Origin of the sequence: Paenibacillus sp. FSL K6-0108 (assembly GCF_045040695.1) — a bacterium.
In the GTDB taxonomy this organism is placed as follows: Bacteria; Bacillota; Bacilli; order Paenibacillales; family Paenibacillaceae; genus Paenibacillus; species Paenibacillus pabuli_B.
In genome coordinates this window covers 1535266-1561028 of record NZ_CP150288.1, presented here as the reverse complement: position 1 = coordinate 1561028, position 25763 = coordinate 1535266, and the positions used below count along the sequence as shown (strand labels likewise).

Sequence of the window (25763 nt, the reverse complement as noted above, 5' to 3'; positions counted from 1 at the left end):
AAATTTCAGCATTTACAACATGCTTATTTCTGAGATTTTTTCTCTTGCTCAACCGCTTTGTCCAACAGTTTTTGCATTTTGGGCTGCTGCTGCTTCACATAGTCTGCCGCTGTAATCTTGCCATCCAGTACAGGCTGAATGTCAGTGAAGAACAGGTCATACCATTCCGCATTGTACGTGTAGTTACCTGGCAGCGCACGACCATAATCTTCTACGATATCAATGAATTCTTGTTTGTTGGCGGGTTTGGTTGAAGTATCCTTGGCCCATTCGTCAGCCATATCGAGCAGATTCGGGATTTGCACTTTGGCATCGACCAACTGCTGCATACCTTCTTTGGAAGCTGTCAGGTAATTCACCAGCGCTGCAGCTTCTTCCGGATATTTCGTTTTGGCCGATACACCGATCCCCAAGGAACCGATCCACGTCGCTGATTTTCCAGTAGAGCCAGCAGGGAAAGGCAGCAAATCATAATCGAAAGGCAGTTTCTCGAATGTACTCATATCCCATGGGCCTACAGGGAAGAAAGCCATTTCCCCTTTCATCCAGCGTTGATATGTATCCAATGTTTGCGCTTCCTCGATGGAAGGCGTGATTTTGTATTTGTTCTGCATGTCCGCAAAGAATTGCAGTGCTTCCGCGAATTTCGGATCATCAATGGTTACCTTCGTTTTGCTCTCATCCAGCCAGTCTGCGCCATTGCTCCATACAAAGGCTTGCAGCGCCCACTGTACATTGAAGCCTGTACCGAATACATCCGGTTTCCCGTCTCCATTCGTGTCCTTCGTCGCCTGCTGGTTGACCTTGATGAACTCTTCCCATGTATAAGGCTTGTCCTTATCAGGGAATGGAATGCCCTCTTTTTCAAATAACGTCTTGTTATAACCGAGTGCAAACGGACCTAAATCCTTCGGCATGCCGTAGATATCGCCCTGACCTGCCATTTTGCCATCATAACGGTATAAGTCCACGCCATATTTCCAGATATTATCCAAATCTACATCCGGATTGTTTTCAACGTAAGGAGACAGGTTCAACAGCACATTGCTGTTCACATAAGCTTTCACATCGCCTGGGTTAAAATAAAATACGTCTGGCAGGCTGTTGCCGGTGATGGCAGCTCTCAATTTGGTTGCGTATTGATCAGCGGCAGTTACGATAATTTTGACTTTGACTCCTGGATGCTCTTCTTCATATTTTTTGACAACGGCTTGATAAGCCTTCTGCTCATCCGTGCCGCCCCGGAACATAAATGTCAATTCCTTGTCCCCGCTTGATCCGCTGCTTCCTCCACAGCCTGCAAACACCAGTGCACTTACCAGCATAAGCAGCATCAACGTGACCAACCTTTTTTTCTTTACCATCTGAACCCCTCCTGATCTGGATTTGTAACCGTATTCAATTCAGCAAAAATATGATTTCTGTTGTTAAATTTATCAAATCCAGATCACTTTAGTCAATACTTTATTAAAACATTTCATATTTATTTAAAACAAATTAGTACGTTGGCCATCCGCTGGAATCCCAAAGCAAGTCGTTAATTAACAATTTCGGATTGCCATTATCATCGGCATCATAGGCGTGGCGTGCAATTACATTACCGTTATACACATCCTGCCCGCCGGGTCCCTTCCACTTGACGTTCCCCGTATCCAATATCGTTCCTCCGCCATTCAGCATGTTCACACCGTTTTTGTCCACATACGGACCTGTAATACTCGTTGAACGTCCATAGACCATTTTGTAGGTGCTATTTACGCCCTGACAGCATGAATCAATCGAGGCAAACAAGTAATAATAGCCATTCCGGTACACAATACCCGGTGCTTCGATGGCCCCGCCATTATTCGGACGCGCCGCAATGGAGGATATGCTTCCAGTAGGTTTCATCGTCGTTTTATCCAGTTTCACAATCTTCAGACCACTCCAGAAAGAACCGAAAGCCAGCCACGGGTTGCCTGAGGCATCGATGACCAGATTCGGATCAATGGCATTGTAGTTATTGGCAGATGTAGTCTGAAGCACCATTCCTTCATCCTTCCATTGTCCCGCACCTATGCTGTTCGCAGAGGCAAGGCCAATTGCGGATCTATTCGAGCCAAAGGTAGAAATGGAATAATACAGCCACACTTTGCCGTTATATTGCTCAATGTCAGGCGCCCATACATCCAAACCGCTCTGTCCCGGAACGGCAGTAGCCCACCAGGAGGGCTTGCTTAGAAAAATCTGCGGAACGCGATACCATGAGGATCCGTTATCCGATTTCAGTACCTGAATGCCAGGACCTGTCGAAAAGGTGTACCATGAACTTCCCTCTTTGATGATGGATGGATCGTGGACAGCAATATCTCCGGACAAATTCCAAAATGCCGCGAATGCCCGAGACTGACCCGCCAGCAGCAAAACAAGAACAAGTAGTGCCGGTAATGCCCAACGTTTCTTCCTGAATCCTGTCATTCCTTTGAATTTTTCCAAATCGAATTCCACCTCTCCTGATCAAATGGTTAATTTGGTTCATGAAGTATTAAATCAATTTAGGTATACTAGGATTATAAAAGCGGTTTCATCACAATTCAATGGTATATTTCAAATATATATGAAATGATTTAAGTTATTTTTTAAAGTAAATATACAACAATTTATGAATAATGCATTCATTTATGCTATGTATACAAGGGATTAGGCTTCCTTTTCTCCGCCCTTCCCTTCCATCGGGTAATCATTTATAATTATCTAAAACAAACCATATAAATGTGCAGAAGCCTGGTCAGTAGGGCTTTGTTCAGAACGTGGAAAGGAAAACCACCTATGATTTATATTAAAGATCTGATGTCTGGCGTTAATATTTTCAAGGCACTCAGTTCGGAAATTCGAATCCAGATCATTGAACTGCTTGCCAAGAACCAGAGTCTTAACCTCAATGACCTTGCAACCAAACTGGGGCTCAGCAATGGCGCCATTACAATGCATATTAAGAAATTGGAAGAGAGCGGCCTGATTGAGATCAATACTGCGGTTGGCAAACATGGAATTCAGAAGATTTGTTATCTCAATGAGGAAAAACTGATGGTGGACCTGCGTTCACAGGAGATTTATAACCGATACGAGGTTGAAATTCAGGTAGGTCATTATAGCGATTACCAGGCTGCACCTACATGTGGTCTCGCTACGCGGGACAGCATCGTCGGTGAGTTCGATGATCCACGCTATTTTGCTGATCCTCTCCGTATTGATGCGGAGATGATATGGCTGGCCGAAGGTTATCTGGAATATCGTATTCCCAACTACCTTAAGCCTAACCAGACGTTCAGTGAAATTCAGTTATCCATGGAGTTGGGTTCGGAAGCACCAGGTTATTGCGATAACTATCCTTCAGATATTTATTTCTACGTCAACGGCATTGAGATCGGCTGCTGGACAAGTCCAGGGGATTTCGGCAATACGCGCGGGACGTTTAACCCGGACTGGTGGCCACCACATTTGAATCAATACGGGATGCTGAAGCTGATCCGCATCACCCAAGAAGGCAGCTATATTGACGGATGCCGTATCTCGGACGTTACCCTGGACGAGATTGGCCTGGATTACAAAAGCGATATCCATTTTCGAATTGCTGTAACAGACGGACCAGTGAACAAACGGGGATTGACGATCTTTGGCAAAAATTTCGGCAATTACGGACAGAACCTGCTTGCGCGTGTGCTCTATAATGTGCAAGAGGAATAATTACGCAATTACAAACACATCGTGTTATAACTTAAAGACCAACAAACAGCCGCCAAGCATATGCATGGCGGCTAGATTCATTTCTATTACTTAACTTCGCCCAGACGCTCTGCAAGACGATCCCAGGTTTCCGTAATTCCCTGCAGCATGCCCATATCCATGACCGTTTGAAGTGCCTCTGCGGACACATATTCTGAACGATTAACGATCTTTGTCTTGCCGCCGAGATCAATGAATTGCATGGTCACCTCGGTTGACGGCAGGCTCTCATCTGTATTCCCCTCGGCGTCCGAGAAATAGTCGGTATATACAATCCGTTCCGGTTCAACAATTTCCTTATATACAGCTTTGCCCCAGGATTCCATACCGTAGAAATCACCCTGACTTTTATCCTCACATTTCATGCAGTAATGCCAAATACCGCCTGGGCGAAAATCGACGTTACAGACGGGAATTGTCCAACCTCTCGGTCCCCACCAGCGCTGAAGATGCTCGGGTTCCTTGAACATGCTGAACACAAGCTCACGAGGTGCGTCAAAAACACGCTCAAGTACAAGTACCTTTTCATTATCCACGCTAGACACCATTCCATCGTTTAACATTGTCATTCCTCCTTATGATTTGGGAATACTTATGGTTTATCTTTCTTACTTTGCAGTTCACGCAAGTATTGATCCAGGTTGTCAAAACGATCTTCCATGACGCTCTGAAACGACTGCAGCCACTCATCCAATGTACGAAAAGGTTCGGGACGGAGCTTGTAGATCCTGCGGTTAGCTTCGGCCTTTACCTCCAAAATGCAGTTCTCACTGAGTACCTTCAAATGCTTCGAAGCTTGAGGCTGGCGTAATTCCAGCCGTTCAGCAATTTCCCCTACAGTCAGAGGACCATCACGCAATAGTTCGACGATATGCATACGATTCGGTTCAGCCAAAGCGCCCAACAAGGCCATGTCCATACCCGGATTGTGTCCTGACATGCCTTTCACCTCATTCAGTTATAGTGTATTGGTAGAATCTCATCTCCTTCACCAAAATGCTCTTCTTCCTGATATTTGAAGTATACTTCATAAGGAATATTCCTGTAAAGGAATATTATTCAGATCGTCAGTCCGATCTTTCATTAAATACTCTTTGGAACATACCAATGGACCGAAGGTGCTTACCTTAAGGTAAGTACCTGTACTAAAAGTGCATACTTACATCTTGGCAGCACTCCCCTTATACTCAAGAAATATTAGCGCTTAGGGAGGAAGAATTATTTTGAAAACACTTGTCATCGCAGCACATCCCAACATGGAAACATCAGTCATCAACAAACGGTGGATAGAAGAACTCCAACAATATCCCGAAAAATATACAGTACACGAACTTTATAATGTTTACCCTGATGGGCATATTGATGTGCAGCAAGAACAGCATCTCATTGAAAGTCATGACCATCTGGTCCTGCAATTTCCGTTCTATTGGTTTAGCAGCCCACCTCTTCTTAAAAAATGGCTGGATGAAGTTTTCACTTATGGCTGGGCTTACGGCTCTGAGGGAGACAAATTACAGCAACGCAAAGTCGCTTTGGCCGTATCTGCCGGAATCAAAGAAATAGATTACACGGAAGGTGGCAAATATCGCTATACCCTTGCACAACTGTTATCTCCTTTTGAGACGACCATGCTTTACTGTGATGCGGATTATCGATCATTCTTTGCCTTTTATGGGGCAGAACATGAGCCTATGGCAAGTGAAGTGGAACAAAGCACACAAGGCTATTTAAATTTTATTGACAATCTGTAATCATAATCGGTCAAAAACAACCGCTAAACGCTCCAGCTTTATGAAGAAGTGTGACAGTCTGTTGTCATACTTCTTTTTTTATAATCATTTTATAAACAACTCAATTCATAACCAATCCAAAGGAGACAATATCAAAATAATGGAGCATGAACATTTAATTACCGTAAAATCAAGAGAAGATTTGAGAATGTGGTTGCAGGAGCATGGAAAGACTCAGAAATCCTGTTGGGTCGTTGTTAGCATGAAACCAACCCAAAGCACACTGTTATATTTGGACGTGGTTGAAGAATCTTTATGTTTTGGCTGGATTGATGGGGTTAAGAAAAAAGTATCTGGAAATCGGTTGGCTCAGAGACTGTCTCCCAGAAGCAAACGCAGTTCATGGACAGAATTAAATAAAGAGCGTGTTCGCCGTCTTGAGAAGTTGGGATTAATGAGCGACGAAGGAAGAATGGTGCTTCCTGACATGAATCACGAGGCTTTCAAAATAGACGCCGTTATCGAGCAAAGGTTACAAGAGCACGAACAAGCTTATGCGAATTTCTTGGCATTTCCAGCTCTTTATCAGAAAATCCGGATCGACACGATTCAAAGCGTTAAAAATCAGCCCGAGTTATTCAAGAGTAGGCTGGATAAATTCATAACAAACACAAAAGAAAACAAAATGTACGGTCAATGGCATGACCACGGTCGTCTTCTGGATTATTAAAAATGGTTAAAAATACAAATTACATTTTTATGGAAATTAAAAAAAAGGCCTCCTTGAACAGGAGATCCTTTTTCTTAATTCGCCTTACTATCGTTTGATATGCTCCGGAGTAAACATATTGGCTTCTCCCCAATCACACATCATATTTAACAACGGCATCAATGATTTGCCCCGTTCGGATAATGAATATTCAACTTTAGGCGGGATCTGTAGATATTCTTGACGTATCACCAAACCATCTTCCTCCAGCTCTTTCAACATAACGCTCAGGGTCTTAAACGAAATGGTACCGATACTTCGCTTCAGCTCATTATGTCGCATCACCTTGTTTTCAGACAGCCAATACAGAATAACCATTTTATATTTACCATTAACCAGGGACAGCGTATATCCAAAGCCGGTATCTTTTAACGCCACGCCCGTTGGAACACAAGTTTCTCTCACACTCACCCCTCCTTCTTCCATTCATCCCACCTCAGTGGCACGTTATAGAGACTGCCTATACATTTTGGGAGAAATGCCATACGTCTTTGTGAATTGCCTGCTGAAATAATTGCTGTCATTAAATCCGCATTCATAAGAAATTTCCGTAATGGACAAGTTCCCGTGTTTTAACAGATAACATGCCTTCTCCAGACGCAGCTTCTGTAAATAAGAGATAGGTGTCATCTGATAATAGGATCGAAAAATCCGGTTCAGATGCCGCACTGAAACATTCGACCTCCCAGCAATCCCTTCCAAGGTCAGAGGTTCCAGATAATGATCCTCGATATAGGAAATGGCATTGGCCAGATGCATCAGATTATTGCCTTCTATGGCCTTCTCCTGTGTATCATAATGCCTCGACAGATAGACGACCAACTCCGTAAAACGGGAGATCAGCATTGTCTGATACCCTTGCTGCTTACTTTTATACTCCTCAATCATGACCGAAATCAGCAATTCAACATATTCCAGGCTGGGGATAGGTAAAGCCAGTTTACTCGGATAAGAGTGAAGATTACGATAAAACGGTTCCAAAACAAACAGTGCCTGAAAGCCATTGGATTTCCTCAGATCCGGTCCAGTCGAAGCGAGCATCTCCGGTCTGAACATAATATTGCATATCTGAAAATCATAGGGGTCTTTGTATGCATGCGGCGTGTCCCCATTGATCACGAATACATTTCCCTTCTTGATAAATGATTCCTCAGTGTTGACGATATGCGTGGCATTCCCATTCAGTACGATCACGAGTTCAGAAAAATCAACATGCCTATGAAGTTCCATGTCTTCGTCGTGTCCGCCGTATTGAATAAAAAATGGAAATTCGTGGTCTGAAGTAAACCACCTCAAATATGCATTACTCAAAAGATCCCCCTCCGCGAACATTGTTGGGCTGAATGTCTATATCATGCTACTCCAGGACCGAAAAATCAAGGTTTGTCGATCTCTGAGCCGATATAATTCCTCTTGTAACTGTGCAGAAGAACCTGACATCTAAGGGGGTGCAGTTGGTTAGAGATTACATCATACCGTTAATCTGTCGAGTGCATGTTTCTTATCACCATTTTGTAAACGCATTCAATTCTATAGAGGCTCCTTTTAGCGGGCTCTATACGTAACATGCGTCAGAAAGTTCTCTCAGACCAATTATATGGATCATATCAGGGGGTTAATATGACTAAACTATCGAGAAAGATTCCAAAATGTTCTGTCGCACTTGCACTCTCGTTAAGCTTGCTGGCAGGGTGCAGCAATGGCAATGAAAGCTCCGAAAGCAATGATGGAAATGCCAGTAATACTTCGCCGATGACGTTGACCTTTTTCGGAGCAGATTCCAACTCAAACTGGAATAAGATGCAGGATGATGTCGGCAAAGAAATAACCAAACAGACAGGCATTACGCTCGATGCCGAATTTGCCGTATCAGACCCCGCTCAAAAACTGGCACTCATTGCGGCAAGCGGCGATTACCCCGATCTGATCAGTCCCAAAGGAGAACTAGACAAATTGGTGGATGCAGGGGCAATGTTGGACCTTACCGATCTGATTGATCAACATGCCCCAAACATCAAAAAGCTGTTCGGTGATCAAATCAAACGACTGCGCTACAGTAACGATGATCCATCCATTTATGTAATACCCACCTACTCAGCCATAGACGGAGTCAACTTCGTGGCAGGAGCGGGCTTCGAGCTTCAGCATCGTGCGGTGAAAGAGGCGGGATATCCACAGATCAAGACATTGCAAGATTATGAAAACGTCATCCGATCGTATCTGGAGAAGCACCCTACCGATGAGAATGGCAACAAAAATATCGGTATGACACTGAACGCGGATGACTGGCATATCCAAATTACCGTGACGAATCCCGCTGCCGAGACTACAGGTAAATCCGGTGACGGGGAGTATTACGTTGATCCGGATACGTATGAAGCTACGTATCATTTCCGCACGGAAGGCGAGAAAGAGTATTTTCAGTGGCTTAACCACATGTATAACACGGGGTTGCTTGATCAGGAATCTTTTGTACAGAAGAACGACCAATATCTTGCCAAAGTCGCTTCTGGTCGAGTCATTGGTCTGATTGATGCAGACTGGGGCTACTCCGATGGTGAGAAAGCACTCAAGTCTGCCGGGAAAAATGATCAAACGTATGGACATTATTCGGTCATGCTGTCTGACCAGTACAAGGATAACCGCTACCAGTCCACAGGTTTCATGGCTGGCTGGGGAGTAGGAATAACCGAAAGCGCCAAGGATCCGGTACGAGCCATTAAATTTCTCGATTTCCTTGCATCTGAGGAAGGCCAGGTTCTTAACTATTGGGGCGTAGAAGGCAAGCAGTATACCACGGAGAACGGTAAGCGGGTTGTACCTGCAGATGTGCAGGAGCGCATTATTAACGACAATATCGCCTTTACCAAAGAATCCGGGGTGGGTCTCTATACTAACATTGGTGGTCATTATGGGGATGGTGTCAAAGACTCCACTGGAAATTATTACACCAAGAACTTCCCGGAACAGATCATTAAGAATTACACGGATGCAGAGAAAGAGACCCTCAAAGCTTATGATGCAACGACCTGGATGGATCTGTTTCCGAACGAGAAGGATTACCCGATAAAACCATGGGGAGCGGTATGGAACATCTCCGTACCAAGTGAAGATGAAATCAACATCATAGCCAACAAGGTGAAGGACATTACATGGAAGCAAATTCCACTGGCTGTTATGTCCAAACCGGAAGAATTCGATGCCATCTGGAATGACTATCAGCAGAAGCTCATTGATGCAGGTGTCGAAAAAATGGAACAGGGATTCACCAAATACGTCCAGGATCGTGTTAAACTCTGGAATGAATAGGAGCACATCATGAAGAACTACACTAATCCCGTGATTCCGGGCTTTTATCCTGATCCCAGTATTTGTCGGGTAGAAGAAGATTATTACCTCGTAACCAGCACGTTTGAGTACTTCCCGGGAGTACCCCTTTTTCACAGCAAAGATCTGGTGAATTGGCGTCAGATCGGCCATGTTCTCACTTCTGCCGAGCAGCTGCCACTCGCCAAGGCGGGCAGCTCAGGCGGAATTTATGCGCCAACGATACGCTATCACGACGGTTGGTTCTACATGACAACAACGAATGTAAGCGGAGGCGGCAATTTCTATGTACGAAGCAGGCAACCTGAAGGCCCTTGGTCCGATCCCTTTTTTGTTGCCCAGGATGGAATAGACCCCTCCCTATTCTTCGATGATGATGGGCTTATATACTTTCAATCAGCCTGTAATGGCAATGAAGGCGAAGGAATATATCAGTGCGAGATCGACATTTTGACGGGCAACAAGCTGACAGAGAGCCGATTCATCTGGGGCGGAACTGGCGGTGCTGCACCCGAGGCCCCTCACCTGTACAAAATAAACGAATTCTATTATTTAATGATTGCTGAAGGTGGAACCGAATACGGGCATATGGAAACCATCGCGCGAAGTACTAATCCGTACGGGCCATTTGTTCCCTGCCCTCACAATCCAATCCTGTCGAACCGAAGCATGAAAAGTAGTATTCAGGCCACTGGGCATGCAGATTTGGTGCAAGCACATGACGGGAGCTGGTGGGCGGTATGCCTTGGCATACGTCCTGCTTCTTATCCGTTACGTCACCATCTGGGGCGTGAGACGTTCCTCGCACCAGTCACCTGGACGAACGAAGGATGGCCATTAATCGGTCATGACGGAATTATTGAGCCTATCATGACCGGGCCGGAGCTCCCAGAAGTCCAATGGTCTCGTAAGGAAGTCCGGGATGATTTTAATGTGCCCTCACTGGGCCTGGACTGGATCTTTCTGCGGAATCCGGCTCCTGACAGCTGGTCCCTCACAGAACACCCGGGCCATCTTGCTTTACGAGGAACCCCCGTGTCTCTCAATGATGGTGGAAGTCCCGCCTTTGTTGGTCGCCGTTTGAGTCATTTTTTATGCCGCATGGCTGCCAAACTCAACTTTGATCCAACATATGATGGTGACGAAGCGGGATTAACTGTTTACATGAATGAGAAATATCATTACGATTTGGCTATAAAGCGGATCAACGGTCAGAAAAAAATAATATTTAGACGAACGGTCGGTTCACTAAGAACAGAGGAAATTCGGGATTGCGGAACCGGACCTGCGATATTACGAATTCAGGCCCAGCGTGATATCTTCAGGTTCTCCGTCGAGCAAGGTGAAACAACCGATGTTGTCGTGGGCTCAGGCGAAACTCACCTGCTCTCAACTGAAGTCGCGGGCGGCTTCACAGGAGTCATCGTTGCCATGTATGCCCATAGTCCATCGGGAGAAGGCGCCCTATGTCTGTTCGATTGGTTTGATTATGAACCGTTGGATGAACTAATAGTTTAACCTTCCCATTTCAATGTACAAACTATGAATACTCTCTATTATAATTATCCCCTTTAAGTAGATACTCTTTGAAAAGCCTTGTGTGTTAACATAAGGAAAAGAGTGAACTTGAAGGGGATTTTGCTATACTTAGCAGGAACCCATAACTCGGCATGATGGCAGCAGCTTTATGGTCATTATGAGAGCGTTATCACTGTAGATCTAATGAAAATCGGGAGGTTGCAGATATGAAATGGAATCACTTCAAGTCCAAGCTTCTGCTTAAGTACACACTATCCTATATCTCCATTTTCCTAATACCTCTTGTTATATTAACTATCATTATTTATCACAATGCTGTGGACACGCTCCGGTCCGAAATTGAACAGACCAACGTCAATCAGTTGACTCAAGCAAAAACGGTTATTGATGACCGCATGAAGGAATTGCAGGACATCGCATTTCGCATCGCCTACGATGAGCAGCTAACGCGGTATTGGACCCATCATCCCTATTACAGTCGGGAATCAATTGGTGCATTGGTCAAATATAAAGCCACCAGTTCCATTATCGATGAATTATTCCTGTTCTTTCGAGGTGATGATACCATCTACTCGTCCCAGGGCTCTGAGAATCTGGATGTATTCACTGGCCGCTACAAATTTAATACCTGGAACGAGACGGACATGATTCGGGATTTGAATAACGTTCCGTTTCCCACGATACGACCGGCTGAACAAGTCGTTCAAGGAACCAAAATACCCAATTCCATGCTGGCCTACCTTGTACCGATTGCGCCTAACAATACGCCCGCCCATGGTACCGTCATGTTCCTGATTCACGAATCCAATCTGACCGGATTGATTGATTCCATTCTCAGCGATTACCACGGGATGACTTATATCTTTGATAATTACGGACAGGTGCTGGCTGCCAATTATAAGGGAGAAACCATTACCGAACAGGAAGTCAAAGCGCTGTTTGCACTTGAGCCCGGAACGCACAGCCTTTCCTTGAATCAAGAACCGCATTCGGTTGTATCTGTCAAGTCAGATGCTGGCTGGACTTATGTAACCGCTATGCCCAGCAATCAGTTTTTTAGCCGAATCGTCCATATTCGTACCTTTATTGTTCTGGTTTTTTCCTTCATGGTGGTCATGGGTACTTTCCTCGCTATTATGCTGGCACGCAGACAATATCATCCGATTTCAGACTTAATGGAATTCATTCGGTTAAAAAACAACCCCGGACCTTCCACAACCAGCAACGAGCTGGAGTGGATCAAGAAAACGCTGCATGATTACAGCCAGCGCGTGGACCTTCAGGAGCCCTATGCTCGCAATCATATTCTGCTCATGCTGCTGAAGCATGGTCATACCGGTGAGCTTCCATCTGAGTTTACGGACAATCTTGGCATACGTTTTTACCGATCCCATTATTTTGTCATGACCTTGAGCTGGGATATGCACGCTTTCTCCATTGCAGATCATTCCGAACAGCGTACTGTCATGCAGCTGTTAAACGATGTAGAGCTGCCGGAACTGTCAGCTTATGCTTATGGCGTGGAGCTTCCACAACCAGACCAAGTGGCACTCATCGTGGGATTTGATGCCGAAATCAGGCATGAGTCTGGCTTGAAGGCTCGTATGGATCCTATTGTTGAATCACTGCAATTGATGGTGACCAAGCATGTCGGAGTCGCTCCCGCCATCGGGATCGGCAACAGCTACAGCTCTCCATTGCAGCTGAACCAATCCTACATCGAGGCATCAACGGCGCTGGAAGCATCCATGCTGCACGGACAAGGCAGCAGCACCTTTTTCAACGCCCTTTCCGGTTCCGGTGCACAAGACCCCTCTTTCTGGGTCCCCAAAGATGTGCTGCTGAAGCTGGTCCAGAGTTTGAAACAGGGCAGTTATGATGTGGCAGTTCAGATGGTATCAACCGCGCTGAATACCCTGAAATCTGAAATGCCATCTGTACCGCTGCTGCGCTGCATCTGCTTCGATATTCTGAATACAATGCTCAAAACAGCATCGGAGCTTGACATTCACCACGTGGTCAATCAACTTCCAAGGATCACTTCCTATGACTCTCTCGAGGATCTGGAGAAAAAACTGACAGGTCTTGCCGCCGAAATCTGTGCTCATGTTGAGGCGAAGAGCGAGACGGAAGAAAGCTCTCTAATGGATGAAATCGTTGCTTATATTGATGCCAACTTCTCCGATTATGATCTCAGTCTGGGTACGATTTCATCCAAATTCACGATTTCTTCATCGTATTTCAGCCGTTCCTTCAAAGAGAAGATCGGTATGAATTTTACCCAATACATCTGGCAGAAACGGATGGATGAAGTCATTCGGCTGCTGCTTCATACAACTGATCCGTTAAAAGATATCATCACGCGCGTCGGTTATCTGGATACTCCGAACTTCATCCGCAGATTCAAGAAAGAAACGGGTTATACACCCGGTCAGTATCGCAAAATGCATCGTCCCAACGGCTCCGCTGATGCGCCGGATGATGACGACGAGGAATGTATGGGATAAAGGATTGAACCGACGTGGATCAGGAATGCATCAGGTAACCGATGATCAACAAACGCAAAAAGGGCGAAGTGGGATGAACCCCAACTTCGTCCTTTTTGTGTATATCAATGTTATTTTTAATCATCCAGGGCTTTCGATACAAGCCCTTCATCCATCCAATAATTCACTTTTGGAACGATCAGAACTATTTCATTGGCCGAGCTTCTTCTATTTTCAACCATGTCAATCCTGAAGCCCTTGATGGATCGCACCCAGCAGACGATGGGTCGGATCACAGCCATATTCCCAGAACATGATTCCGGCCAGGCCTTGATCCTTTACATAATTACATTTGCACTGGATCGATTCTTCATCATCATAAGAGATTAGGCTGGACCCATTAAACAGGAACGGTGCACACGCTTCTTCATCCCAATAACGAACGTAACCATTCTTATCGATGTACTTCGATTCCAGCTCTGCAAATGATGGACCGTAGCCACCTGTGCTGCCAGCCATTTGGTGAAGTCCGTGATTTCGGTCAGGAACCTCAGTCCAGATCCGGGAGTAGAACGCGGCGCCGATTACGATCTTCTCCTTCGGCACGCCAGCGCGGACGAAGAGGTTCACGGAAGCATCTGTACTGATTCGGAACAGATCTCCGGTAGGCGTATACAAATTCGTATGGTGTCCGGTCAAAATTTGAAAACCGCCGCGCATATCGTAGGTCATTAGCTGCACATAGTCCAGATACTGCTGTACCTCAGCCATCTCTGTACCGTCTACATAGTACTGGTCCGCCCCTGCTGCAATGGTGAGCAGATAATGACGGCCATCCTTAACTTCCTTGGCATCCAGCGTTTTCCGGATTGTTTTGAGAAGCAAGGTGAAATTCCGTTTGTCATCAGGACTTGACGCGATACCTGCTTCACCATAACAAGGGTACTCCCAGTCCAAATCAATTCCGTCAAAAGGGTATTCCTCCAGCACCCGAACCGCCGATGCAGCCATGCTGTCCCTCCCCGCCTGGGTTGAGGCTGCTTCAGAGAAGCCACCTGCGCTCCATCCGCCAACAGACAGCAGCACCGTCAGATTCGGATACTCTCGCTTAATATCCCGAACAACCTCCCCGTTTGTTAAATGCTCGGTGGTGATTTCATCATTCTTGACATGACCGAAGGCTACGTTCAGATGTGTTAACTTCAACAGATCCTCATGAGTCATATCAGTAAGAACAGAATCGACTGCATAACCCACAGCGATATATTTTGTCACCCTCTTCACTCCTCCCTTCCGCTCAAAGATATCGCAGCAGCAATCTGCAGGGATTCCTTACCGGTACCAATCCTGTATCCGGAGGCTGAATAACGGATTTGATCCTGATGATCCAGCACGAACAGATGTGGATAACCCGCTTCGTGAGCAGCAGGTTTCGATATGAACCCTGACAAAGCCGCATAGCTGGAATCCCGTACAAAAATTGTACGTTCCGGCAGCTTCGGATAACTCACAGGATCAAAGGAGGCGTTCCACTCCATCTCTCCAATCACCAGCACGATTGGCAAGCCAAGCTTATTAAGAGGCTCAGCGAGCTCACACAGCTCCCGAATCAGATGTTTGGTTGGTTCCCGCTCCGGTTCAATCCAGGCAGCAATGGCCCCTTCTGATCCCAGAAGCTCTTCCAGTACCACCTCAGAACCATCCAAACGAGTCAGCACACTGCCGTTTGCCAGTTTTCCCAGCACTGGGATGTCCACCTCCGGCTCACGATAAGTCAGGACTACCTCTGTGGTGTCTCCAGCCCGAACGGTGCAGTAAATGAAGCGGACTCTTACCGTTCCATCTTTTAAACGGATGCCAGTTGTTAAACGATAAGCTCCCGATTCAACCTCAAATGGATCACTATAGACATCGGAGTGTCCATCCGGATAAATCAGTGTTTTGTACACCCCGTCTTCCAGACGTGCGAACGTGAAATTCTCCGCATAGGATGCTGCCGGGGCATCCTCACGAGCCTCTGAGTCATTGAGGAGATGCAGCATTCCCCAGCCTGAGCTGTCCTCATTTCGAGAAGAGGCTCGACTGAATACTGCATCCTTCCAGCCTTTTCCACTAAAGTACTGCGGTTTCTGCTCACTCGGATGTAATCGGGCCGGAATGCCCAAACTGCGACACACTGCGACAAACAGAATATCCAGCGACTGTGGATCTCCCTTCATCAGGCTGTATGTACCTGCCGGGTTTCCCTTGCCTTTCAGATTGGGAAGGTCCTCATGATATTCATAGCTCTGTTCCAAAAGTTGAGCAAGCATCAACGGATCTTCCCTGAACGCTGCTGCCTCTTGCTCGGAATAAGCATTCAGGAATACGGATCGATAAGGAACCAGCATTTCATAGGAAACCCGCGGGCACAGGATGTACTTCACAAATGTCTCTTCTGTCCATTGTCCTCGCTGCGAAAGCGCACCTAAAAGATGATCGTCCAGCGTTGGCCGAAAGGTATCGATCAAGTCTTTTTCGTTCATCGACTCCAGCAACCGGAGTGGCCACTCGCCAAATTCGCCGGAACATTCCTCCAGGAAGGCTGCGATTTCATGGCTGTTGCCCCTTGCCTTCTGTAGAATATCCCACACCCGTTCCAGAGGCAGTTCAGCCGAACGAGCCAATGCAGAGGCCTCTTCCTCACTCAGGAATGTATCCTCATATTCACTCCGAATCTTCGTGCCTTCCTCCAAGCGGCGGTTGTGATCTCGAATCTTCTCTTCCGGTAACGCAGTAACCATTTCTCCCTCCCCTTCTGGAGGAGGAACCATATCAAAATCCACGACCCCTGATGGCTGCTCTGACGAGTCCAACACGATCTCAACATGATCGCCGTCCTGAGCTTTGAATAGAATTTCACCCCACTTGCTGCCACGAACCGCACGAATTACTAGGTCGCCATGACCTGTCTTAAATGAGGCATCTCCTTGTGTGTCAGTCTTGATTTCGGCGATGGGATAAAATTCAGCACTATTGTACAGCTCAAAGCGGACACTCGCTTCAGGCACAGGCTCACCCTGCTCATTGATTACCTTCACGCCTATGGTGTGCGCTGGCGCGTAGTTCTCCAGCAAATTGATCTCCGTATATCCCTTCTCGGAGAGCGTTATATCCTCTGGTCCCGGATAGTCGGCAAAAATCCTCGTATTAATCAGCATGGCCCTGCGTGCTGGCGGACTGAACCACCCTTGATTCAATCCGGCTTCCGGCTCGCATGCCCCAATGTAATACCATTGGCCGTCTGCCCATGCTTCCACCCAAGCATGATTGCTGTCACAGTGAGCCCAGCGCGGTGTGTAGACCTGACGGGCAGGTATGCCAATGCTTCGGAGAGCGGCTACCGCCAGCGTGGACTCCTCGCCGCATCGACCGCGGGCATTCCGAATCATCGACAGTGGCGAGATCGTTCGCAGATCGCTGCCAATATAAGTCGCTTTCTCATGACACCAGTAATTGGTCTCCAGAATAGCATCTGCCATGGATAACTTCGCTGTCCGTTCAGCCAATTCGTCAAAGATAATGCCGCGGAAATCTTCAATATTCTCTGTATTGATTCGATAGGGCAGCACAAAATGCAGAAACAAATGATCCGGTACACGCTCCCCCCAGGGCACTCGCTTGCGAATGTCCAGTGCCCAGCGCACATGACTGAGGAACAGTTCTCCATCATAATCAGCCAGGTCGTTCACCGGCATGTAGGCATACACATATTTCAAAGCCCATGCCTCTTCTTCTGTTAATGGCTGCTCAAACACATGAAACAGTTTATCTTTGCGGGCCTCTGCAAAACGTACCTTCTCCTGGAACTTCTGCTCGATCCGTTCCAATGCTTGTGCATCCATCGAGAACACCAAGGTTTGGCTGGTCATCGCTAGCTCACTCCTTCCACAGCTTTCCGTCTTCCCGAATGCAGATTAAGGTGGTGCCGTCCGAGGAAGGCGTACTAATCTGGAATAGGCTACGGGTCTTTTCAATTACAGGCTGACAAATGAATGTTTCTTCACCCATTAGTAACTTCACATCCTGTGTAAATTCACCATGGGCTTCAAAATAATTGCGTTCACGGTAGTAGAGTCTGCGAAGCTCCCATTTGATTCGTTCGTCTTCCGGCAGCTCAAAGGACTGATCCGTTCCGTCATCCGAAAATACGACATAGCCCCATAACTCCGGATAATGCATGTTAATAATACCCATGGGCGACCAGACCCAGTTGTCTTCCGGATAAGGTTTGCCTGTATCCGGATTTAGCACCTTGCGGTATTCGCCATCGTGCACCTCGGTCTGCCATTCCACCCGCGAGAAGTTGACACGCCAGAACTCACCCGGCGCAGGCAGACGGCTGCCTTCGGCACATTCCTTTAGGCTGGTCCAGGGAATTGCGACCTCGACACTCCATTTCCGGTTATCGGCGCCAGGTGTGTTCAACTCCCCATCGATATGTACGGCCGTCTTGAGACCGCTGATATCCCAACCGTTGACCGGAGGTCCACCATCCCGATATGGCTTCACCAATAACAGGTCCCATACCGTATTCAGCGCATTGATCTCGAACTCATAATATTGATGGGTATCCCCGTCGGGATCGATAAAAATCTCAAAATCATTGTCGTAGAAAATAACAGAATCCCGCTCGGTCAATGTAGCCCAGATCTGATCTTCAATCAGTTCGGCTGCAAAGTAGAAATAGTCGTTATCCCACAGCATTTTTACCCGTGTCTGTTTTCCAGGCTTCGGCCGAAGATCCCCTTCGATATCAACGAAATCATCCGTCCAATCAGCAGCATTCCAGAATGCCTTGTCTATGCGGCCGTCCAGCACCAGCGGTTCCTTTGCACGCTTGCATATATAATGTTTGGGAGCATACTCAATTCTTGGCTCAGGTACTCCACTTTGGTTCATATCGCTCTCTCTCCACTTCATGAGGGAGGGCATGCATCTATTGGCGCATGCCCTCCCGTAATATTAGTTATGGGTAACAACGGCTCCTGAGCCGCCGTACATTTCCAGTTCCTCATCGAACTCGAGCTTAAGAACCGTCACCTGCTCATGGGTGTCCTCCGGGGTCATTTTAATCCACGTTGTCCCCGGGATATTGAACCAAGGCACACCTCCATGGATTTCATGGTTAAGTTCTTTGCCCGAATGCAGCACAGTAATCCTCTTGATTGGATTGCATAGTCCCTTGATGCATACATTCTCTTTTGGATCATCATAAACAAACAGGTACAAGGTTTTTCTGTCCTCGGATACGGTGCTTCCCCCCAGATAATAGCGAGGCATAATACCTTCACCCGTTCCGAAGACGGCCTCTTCATGGGTTCGGATCCAAGCTCCCAGTCCAAGCAGAATATCCTCCTGCCTCTTATCAATGGTGCCATCCTCGCGCGGACCGATATCCAGCAGCATATTGCCCCCCATTGAAATACAATCACAGAACATTCGGATGATCTGATTTAACGATTTGTATTTATGGTCTGTTGGTACATAGCCCCAGGATGTGTTAATCGTGGTACAGAACTCCCATGGTCCCTCCGGTCTTGTGATTGGAATGCCTTGCTCCGGCGTTTTATAATCCCCATAGCCCTGAAGTCGGGAATTAATGATGATATCCGGATTAAAGGATTGCAGGTAATGCTTGAACTCCGGGAGATTCCACTGCTCGGCACTCCGTTCCCAGTCCCCATCAAACCACAGCAGATCCACTTTTCCGTAATTCGTCAAGATTTCCCGCAGCTGATGGTTATTGAACTCAAGGAATTTCTTCCATTTCTCCTGATCCTGAACACCGTCCACAGGACTTGAATGCCGATTGACACTGCTGAGATCCTCCGGCACCTTGCCGCCTTCATATACGCTGGGATAATCCGGGTGCGACCAATCAATCAGCGAGAAGTACATCCCCAGATGAATCCCCTTCTCCCGAATCGCCTCCGCATATTCCCTCACAAGATCCCGATTCGCTGGTGTCTGTTTGACGACATTGAGGTCGCTATACTGTGTGTCCCACAGAGCAACACCATCATGATGCTTCGTTGTCAGCACGGCATATCGGGCTCCCGATTTCTCAATCAAGTCCGCCCACTTCTCCGCATTAAAATTTGATGCCGTAAAACCGTGCAGCTGCTTCATATACTCTTCATAGGAGAGCCTTCCATTATAGAAGGACCAGGATTCCGCAACCCCGTCTACAGCGTAGATGCCATAGTGAATGAATATTCCGAGCTTGGCCTCCTCAAACCACTTTTGCATCCCTGTTCACACCTCTTTCTGATCCTTGTTCTTATTTCCCTGTATTCCAGCGGTCATATGCGCCTTGATATAGTTCAACGATACGATCGCTGCCCATTTTTTGAATTTGCGCAATATACTTATCCCAGTTCTCCAGCGGCTCCTGACCGGTTACGAACTTCGCCTCCATTTGCTTGACGTAGGTATCCAGATCAGATAATAAAGCCGTCGCTTCGCTTTGCTCTTCATTTGTTAAATAAACGTTAGGGAATGGCGCTTTTCCGATAGGCACCAACTTCTCTTGATTCTGCTGGTCAATCCACTCATCAAACTCGGTGCGAAGCCCCTTCGCTACATCCGGATCATTAATGCCCGGTGTCAAGATGCCGAAGTTCGGCGTGATTTTACCGCGATATTCCTCACGATCCCCGCCGCCAGGAACAGGCAGCCATTCCTTCACGAGGTTCTCCTTATCTTTGAATTTCCACAGCACACCTTCTGGACCTTGATTGAACAAGGTGGCTCCATCATAGCTGTACAAATAGTCGATCCAGCGCATCGTTGCTTCAGGAGACGGGTTGCTGCTAGTAATTGCAAAGGTCCCCCGTGCCGATATGCCCGGATGTTTACCGTATACAGGCGAATCTGCGATCTCGCTCTTCACGGGTGTCATCAGCGGATGTTTTGTGCTAGGCTCGCCGCCGAGTGTGAAGTACGGATGATAATCATTGAACAAAGCAAGCTTGTTGCTTTCGCCTTTTGCTTTTTTCTGGTCGCCGGTTTGCGAGAAGGTCTCATGATCCAGCAAATCTTCCTTCCATAAACGGTTCATAAACGTCAGATAACCTTTGTAGCCTTCTTCCTGGTAAGGATAGTGGACTTTTCCGTCCTTATCCGCATAGATTCCTTCGTTGTACATTCCCCAGAAGCCGAAGAAAAACATACGTAGATCGTCCAGTTTTACAGAAGTAAGCGGGATTTCATCCTGTTGTCCATTGCCGTTAGGATCTTCTTCCTTCACACGCTTCAGGTACGTATACAATTCCTCCGTCGTTTTTGGCTCCTCTGCGTTAAGTGCTTTTAGAAATTCTCCGTTGTACCACATCGGACCTCTGTACCACACGGCAGCCGTATCGATAAATGGCAGTGCATACATATGTCCGTCAGGCGTTGTAAATGATTTGCGAACATCCGGGTTTTCGTCGAGGATCTTTTTAATATTCGGGGCATAACCTTCATCAATGTATTTTTCCAGTGGGATCAGAATGCCTTGAGTCCCATAAGTAACCTGCTCAGCCGGCTTGAGATCCGCAGCGTAGAACATATCCGGTAAATCGCCACTTGCGAATACCAGGTTCTTCTTTGTTTCAAAGCTGTCGATTGGCGAAAGCTGGTATTCCAGCTTGATGCCTGACAACTTCTCCATCTCTTGCAGGACTGGCATCGTGTTCCAGTCGGCTACACCTGCATCCTGGGACATAACCTTTAGTGTGAGCGGTTTATCCACAATCGGGAATCCTTCCTTTTTGACCCCTTCGACCTTTGAAGTCGCGGAACCTCCATCTTCATTGGAACCACAAGCTGCAAGCAATACCGCGGATAGGGTGAGGCAGAGTGCAATAGATGAAGCCTTGCGAAGCTTTTTCATGACAACAACTCCCCTTATTTAATGTGGATTATGGTTTAAGATCATCCCTTGACGGAACCGATCATAACACCCTGCACAAAGTAACGCTGAAGGAACGGATAAATCGCAATCACAGGCAAAGTTGAAACGATAATGACGGCATATTTGACCAGCGCAGCAATTTCCGCTTTGGAATTCATCGCTGTTGCTGAAGAGGTATCGATCGCTCCCCCGCCCTGTGCTGCCATCTCCTGGAGCACCAGAATTTGGCGAAGAAAGAGCTGCAGCGGATACTTTGAGGAATCATTCAAATAGATCATGGCACTGAAATAACTGTTCCAATGTCCAACTCCGTAAAAGAGCGCCATCACGGCAATGATCGGCATGGAGAGCGGAAGTACAATTCGGATGAATAACCGGGTGTTGGTACACCCGTCAATATGTGCTGCTTCCTGCAACTCCTTGGGAATGGTTGATTGGAAGAACGTACGGCATACGATAATATTCCAGATGGATGCAGCTCCTGGCAGAATGAGCGCCCATATGCTGTTTACCATCCCAAGATCCTTCACTAGCAAGTAACTCGGAACAAGCCCTCCGCCGAAAAACATCGTTACCATAAACATTGCCATGAAGAATCCGCGTCCCACAAAATCAGAGCGGCTGAGCGCATAGGCTGCCGGAAGCGTGACCATGAGGTTGACGAGTGTACCTAAGACCGTGTAAATGATCGTATTTTTGTATCCGATCCAGATGTTGGTGTTCTCAAACACCCGGGCATAACCTTCGAACGTAATTCCTTTTGGAAGCAGCCACATCTCACCGGAGCTTACAAATTTGGGATCACTGATGGAGGCGCTGATGATGTATAACAACGGGTATAGCACAATGATGAGCGCGATCGTCAAATAGATGTAGTTGCACCATAAAAACAATTTATCGCTTCTGCTTTCCTTCACTGCGGATGACATGTGTTTTCCCCTCCTTTTACCACAAGCTGTTTTCACTGGTGCGACGTGCAATTTGGTTCACCGTAATGAGCAGAACCGCATTAACGACCGAGTTGAACAATCCTACAGCTGTTGAAAAACTGTACTGCGCATCAACCAGACCGGAACGGTAAACGAATGTCGAGATGACATCAGACGAGCCCATATTTAACGGATTTTGCAGCAGCAAAATTTTCTCGAATCCAACGCCCAAAATACTGCCCATATTCAGAATCAACAAAATGGTGATCGTAGGGATAATCGCTGGAATGTTAATATGCAGAATCCGTTTAAAACGGCTCGCACCATCCACCACGGCAGCTTCATGCAGCTGTGGGTCCACACCTGAGAGAGCTGCAAGGTATATAATGGTGCCCCAGCCTGCACTCTGCCAGACTCCCGATAGCACGTACACAGTCTTGAACCACGCAGGGTCCGTCAGAAATTGAGGTGCCTGGAATCCAAGAGCCTCCACCAAATTGACAATCATGCCTGACGAAGGCGACAAGAAGGTAATGATCATACCCGACATCACGACAACTGAAATAAAATGGGGTGCATACGTGACCGTCTGTACGGTTCGTTTAAAGAAGGAATCCTTTATCTCATTGAAGGCTAACGCCAGAATGATTGGCAGCGGAAAACCTATAGCCAGCTCATACAAGCTGATACTGAGGGTATTCCATAACAAATCCCAGAAATAATACGAATTAAAGAAGCGGATAAAATGATCGAACCCGACCCACGGGCTTCCGGTGACACCAAGCGTCGGGATAAAGTTTTTGAATGCAATTTGTATCCCGTACATCGGCCCGTAATGAAAAATCAGAAAGTACAGAAATGCTGGCGCGATAAACAGGTACAACTCCCAGTTCCGAGTCATTCTTCTCCATAACTTATTTTTCTTGCGGTTTGGAATCGTATTTGCGCTTGTGTACACTGATAGGTTTTGCGGCAAGGCGGACTTCCCTTCTGGCTGCATCCGTTGTTTCCTCCTTTTCTAAATGAAAATCCGTCCGTTTTGTAAGAAGAGCGAAACACTCCTGTTCAATTGTAAGGAATGAGTCCCGGACCACATTTCGATTATGGGGCTCTCACTCCCTCTTTTTTGATAACGCTTACATACTGAGTTTATGAATCATTTCTGGATTCGTAAATATGCTATTTCGATCTTCTCTCTTAAAAACACGGAAAGTACTGTTAACACGGAGATTTACACGTTTCCTTTAAGCTTGTCATTGTCATTTTTGATAGGTAAAACATGTGGAATTTGACCCGTTTTCCTCATGAAGTTGTAATTTTGAGTAGAATCGCATGAACTTGAGAGTGGTCAGATCTGAAGAAAGTTGAGAAACAGAGCTTAAAGTCAAAACCCACATATGGTTATGGAAAAGGTATTCCATGTGTGTAGGTCGCATTCTGGTTTCACATTGGTCGTACAGTCGCAAGGTCTTAGCGTGCATAGCAAATTACCATGTTGCATGTAATAGAGACTCAGTTGCTGTGTTTCGCCCCCCCTCCTCATTTGTCTTCCTTCTCTCTTGATGCTTAGAAAAAGTAATAAAGATAGATTTAATTCAATCACATATATGTAATATTATCTATCATTTATTTATCATCTGCATCAAGCTCCCTGATGGCTTGGCTTTATTCTATGAGTTTCTTCCCGGCTCCGTAAATATGTCATTTTCACCCTTGACTACAAGGCACATAAACGTAGATAAACACTGGAAATTCCAAGTCATATATGTTGATTTTGTGCATGACATGGCGAACTGGAATGATTGATAATTACAGAATAAGGCCAGAAAAAAAAAGCCGATTCATAACACGAAGCGGCTTTTTTTCTATATAGATATTGATTCACACCTTAATAAACGACAATTATTGTGTTATTTAATATAACACCATTCAACTTATTGACTTAAAATCCGTTGAAAAATGTAATATAAGATAACACATAAATACATATCAGGTGTATTACAAAAGATGCGCACTGTAAAACAGACGCCCCCCTACGCCACCTTCTTCAGCACAATCACCGATTAACATACACAAAAAAAAGCGTACTCCGATCAAGGATCGAAGCACGCTGGCAGGGCTAGCTTATTTTCCAGAAGGCTGTGCTTCTGCAGTGTACCCTGTTGGAATGTCTGTCTCTGCGGTTACATCGGTAATGACCATTGGATACATCATGTCCGGGTCAGGTTGGGTAATGGTATACAGCACGATAGCACGTCCATCCTTCTCCAGTTTTACATCTTCAATCTTCAATCCATAACCAGGATGAGGCATTTGCGCGGTCAGTTTAACTTTTACCGTCTTGTCATCCACTTTGGTAGATGTCACGGTAGGTACAATCGCCTGTTGGCCTTCGCCTGGATTCGTTGGAGTCGGTTCTGTCGATCCACCATTGCCGTGCTTATCTACAAATTCAAGTGCATTGAAGATCATGCTTGCAGCCTCCATACGGGTAAGCGACTGATCTGGACGGAAGTTACCGTCCTTATCCAGTTCAATGATGTCCATGTTCAGCAGGTTCTGGACCGCAGATTTGGCGTCCTTACCGATTTTATTTTCGTCCTTAATATCATTATACAGCATGATCACCGGATATTCTCCAGTTGTATTAATCCCTTCGAGCAGCAAAATGGCAAACTGCTCACGCGTCATTTTGGCTTGTGGATTCAGCTCCACCGGAATGGACAGACCATTCTGTGTTGCAGCCTGAACGGCATCGGCGTACCAGGTTGTTGGACTAATTTTATTTTGTGCCGAAGCGGCAGCGTATTCATTTTTCAGACCAAAAGCGTTCACGATCAGTTGAACACCCTGTGGCTCGGACAATGCGAGATCTGGACGAAATAGATCCGCCGTTACTCCATTAACAACACCCTTGGCATGTAACGAGTCCACAATTGTTTTTTGTCCTTCATCTTTTACATCCGAAAAAGCAAGTACCGATGCACCTCCTGCAGTCAAAGACACGCAGAGCGCAAGTGTTGCAGCCAATCCTTTTTTATGTTTCATTTCTTGGCACCTCCATAGTTAGTAAACCCAATTTTTGACCTTTTCAATCCTACAGACGGGAGACCCTCCGAAAATGTTTCAGTAAAATCGACATCCGGTGAATAAATGACGGAAATATTGCATAGACCCCTTTCCCTATGGCTCTGGTCCCGTTTCTTTCCTGTATGCTTGCTTGCTTCGTTGACATCCTTATCGATTAGCGTAAAAATAAGAATAGAGAATTCTATTTGA

At 46.3% G+C, this 25763-nt stretch carries 20 protein-coding genes; 6 read left to right on the top strand and 14 right to left on the bottom strand.

Going from position 1 to position 25763, the window contains the following annotated elements; genetic code table 11:
* Nucleotides 1–23: 23 nt before the first annotated feature.
* Nucleotides 24–1364 carry an ABC transporter substrate-binding protein gene (locus MHB49_RS07030; protein ID WP_405155587.1) on the bottom strand — a complete coding sequence of 447 codons (1341 nt, stop codon included), beginning with the start codon at nt 1362–1364 and terminating at the stop codon, nt 24–26.
* A gap of 133 nt (nt 1365–1497) precedes the next feature.
* Nucleotides 1498–2457: a glycoside hydrolase family 43 protein gene (locus tag MHB49_RS07025; RefSeq protein ID WP_405157062.1), complete on the bottom strand. Its 960-nt coding sequence runs from the start codon at nt 2455–2457 to the stop codon at nt 1498–1500.
* A gap of 351 nt (nt 2458–2808) precedes the next feature.
* On the opposite strand from MHB49_RS07025, the gene MHB49_RS07020 reads away from it, so the two are divergent.
* On the top strand, nt 2809–3726 hold the full coding sequence (locus tag MHB49_RS07020) for a transcriptional regulator (RefSeq protein WP_247901177.1): 918 nt from the start codon (nt 2809–2811) through the stop codon (nt 3724–3726).
* A gap of 86 nt (nt 3727–3812) precedes the next feature.
* On the opposite strand, the gene MHB49_RS07015 is transcribed toward MHB49_RS07020, so the two are convergent.
* Both MHB49_RS07015 and MHB49_RS07010 read right to left on the bottom strand, forming a co-directional pair.
* Nucleotides 3813–4328 (bottom strand): SRPBCC domain-containing protein, encoded by a 516-nt coding sequence (locus tag MHB49_RS07015; protein WP_405155586.1) that lies wholly within the window; start codon nt 4326–4328, stop codon nt 3813–3815.
* A 29-nt stretch (nt 4329–4357) separates the two neighbouring features.
* Nucleotides 4358–4705 carry an ArsR/SmtB family transcription factor gene (locus MHB49_RS07010; RefSeq protein WP_405155585.1) on the bottom strand — a complete coding sequence of 116 codons (348 nt, stop codon included), beginning with the start codon at nt 4703–4705 and terminating at the stop codon, nt 4358–4360.
* 283 nt (nt 4706–4988) lie between these two features.
* On the opposite strand from MHB49_RS07010, the gene MHB49_RS07005 reads away from it, so the two are divergent.
* Together MHB49_RS07005 and MHB49_RS07000 are read left to right on the top strand one after the other, a co-directional pair.
* Nucleotides 4989–5516: an NAD(P)H-dependent oxidoreductase gene (locus MHB49_RS07005; RefSeq protein ID WP_405155584.1), complete on the top strand. Its 528-nt coding sequence runs from the start codon at nt 4989–4991 to the stop codon at nt 5514–5516.
* 139 nt (nt 5517–5655) lie between these two features.
* Nucleotides 5656–6225 carry a YdeI family protein gene (locus MHB49_RS07000; RefSeq protein WP_405155583.1) on the top strand — a complete coding sequence of 190 codons (570 nt, stop codon included), beginning with the start codon at nt 5656–5658 and terminating at the stop codon, nt 6223–6225.
* Nucleotides 6226–6312: 87 nt separating this feature from the next.
* On the opposite strand, the gene MHB49_RS06995 is transcribed toward MHB49_RS07000, so the two are convergent.
* Nucleotides 6313–6669 (bottom strand): winged helix-turn-helix transcriptional regulator, encoded by a 357-nt coding sequence (locus MHB49_RS06995; RefSeq protein ID WP_405155582.1) that lies wholly within the window; start codon nt 6667–6669, stop codon nt 6313–6315.
* A 42-nt stretch (nt 6670–6711) separates the two neighbouring features.
* Nucleotides 6712–7575: a helix-turn-helix domain-containing protein gene (locus MHB49_RS06990; RefSeq protein WP_405155581.1), complete on the bottom strand. Its 864-nt coding sequence runs from the start codon at nt 7573–7575 to the stop codon at nt 6712–6714.
* Nucleotides 7576–7884: 309 nt separating this feature from the next.
* On the opposite strand from MHB49_RS06990, the gene MHB49_RS06985 reads away from it, so the two are divergent.
* From MHB49_RS06985 to MHB49_RS06975, 3 genes are all read left to right on the top strand, one after another.
* Complete coding sequence (locus MHB49_RS06985; protein WP_405155580.1) at nt 7885–9573, top strand: ABC transporter substrate-binding protein; 1689 nt, start codon at nt 7885–7887, stop codon at nt 9571–9573.
* A gap of 9 nt (nt 9574–9582) precedes the next feature.
* Nucleotides 9583–11109, top strand: coding sequence for a glycoside hydrolase family 43 protein (locus MHB49_RS06980; protein ID WP_405155579.1), 1527 nt, complete (start codon nt 9583–9585; stop codon nt 11107–11109).
* A gap of 227 nt (nt 11110–11336) precedes the next feature.
* Complete coding sequence (locus tag MHB49_RS06975) at nt 11337–13637, top strand: helix-turn-helix domain-containing protein (RefSeq protein ID WP_405155578.1); 2301 nt, start codon at nt 11337–11339, stop codon at nt 13635–13637.
* Nucleotides 13638–13859: 222 nt separating this feature from the next.
* On the opposite strand, the gene MHB49_RS06970 is transcribed toward MHB49_RS06975, so the two are convergent.
* The 8 genes from MHB49_RS06970 to MHB49_RS06935 form a co-directional block, all read right to left on the bottom strand.
* Nucleotides 13860–14891, bottom strand: coding sequence for a glycoside hydrolase family 18 protein (locus tag MHB49_RS06970; protein WP_405155577.1), 1032 nt, complete (start codon nt 14889–14891; stop codon nt 13860–13862).
* Nucleotides 14892–14896: 5 nt separating this feature from the next.
* Nucleotides 14897–17527: a transglutaminase domain-containing protein gene (locus MHB49_RS06965; protein WP_405155576.1), complete on the bottom strand. Its 2631-nt coding sequence runs from the start codon at nt 17525–17527 to the stop codon at nt 14897–14899.
* 7 nt (nt 17528–17534) lie between these two features.
* Nucleotides 17535–18557 carry a carbohydrate-binding family 9-like protein gene (locus MHB49_RS06960; protein ID WP_405155575.1) on the bottom strand — a complete coding sequence of 341 codons (1023 nt, stop codon included), beginning with the start codon at nt 18555–18557 and terminating at the stop codon, nt 17535–17537.
* Nucleotides 18558–18620: 63 nt separating this feature from the next.
* Nucleotides 18621–19907: an alpha-L-fucosidase gene (locus MHB49_RS06955; protein WP_405155574.1), complete on the bottom strand. Its 1287-nt coding sequence runs from the start codon at nt 19905–19907 to the stop codon at nt 18621–18623.
* Between the two features lie 31 nt (nt 19908–19938).
* The gene (locus tag MHB49_RS06950) at nt 19939–21534 is read right to left on the bottom strand and encodes an extracellular solute-binding protein (RefSeq protein ID WP_247901163.1); all 1596 of its coding nucleotides are present in this window, start codon (nt 21532–21534) and stop codon (nt 19939–19941) included.
* Between the two features lie 41 nt (nt 21535–21575).
* Nucleotides 21576–22484, bottom strand: a complete 909-nt coding sequence (locus tag MHB49_RS06945; RefSeq protein ID WP_405155573.1) for a carbohydrate ABC transporter permease — start codon at nt 22482–22484, stop codon at nt 21576–21578.
* Nucleotides 22485–22500: 16 nt separating this feature from the next.
* Nucleotides 22501–23484, bottom strand: a complete 984-nt coding sequence (locus MHB49_RS06940) for an ABC transporter permease (protein WP_405155572.1) — start codon at nt 23482–23484, stop codon at nt 22501–22503.
* A gap of 1124 nt (nt 23485–24608) precedes the next feature.
* A complete protein-coding gene (locus MHB49_RS06935) occupies nt 24609–25532 on the bottom strand; it encodes an S-layer homology domain-containing protein (protein WP_405155571.1) in 924 nt (307 codons plus the stop codon).
* Nucleotides 25533–25763: the final 231 nt, after the last annotated feature.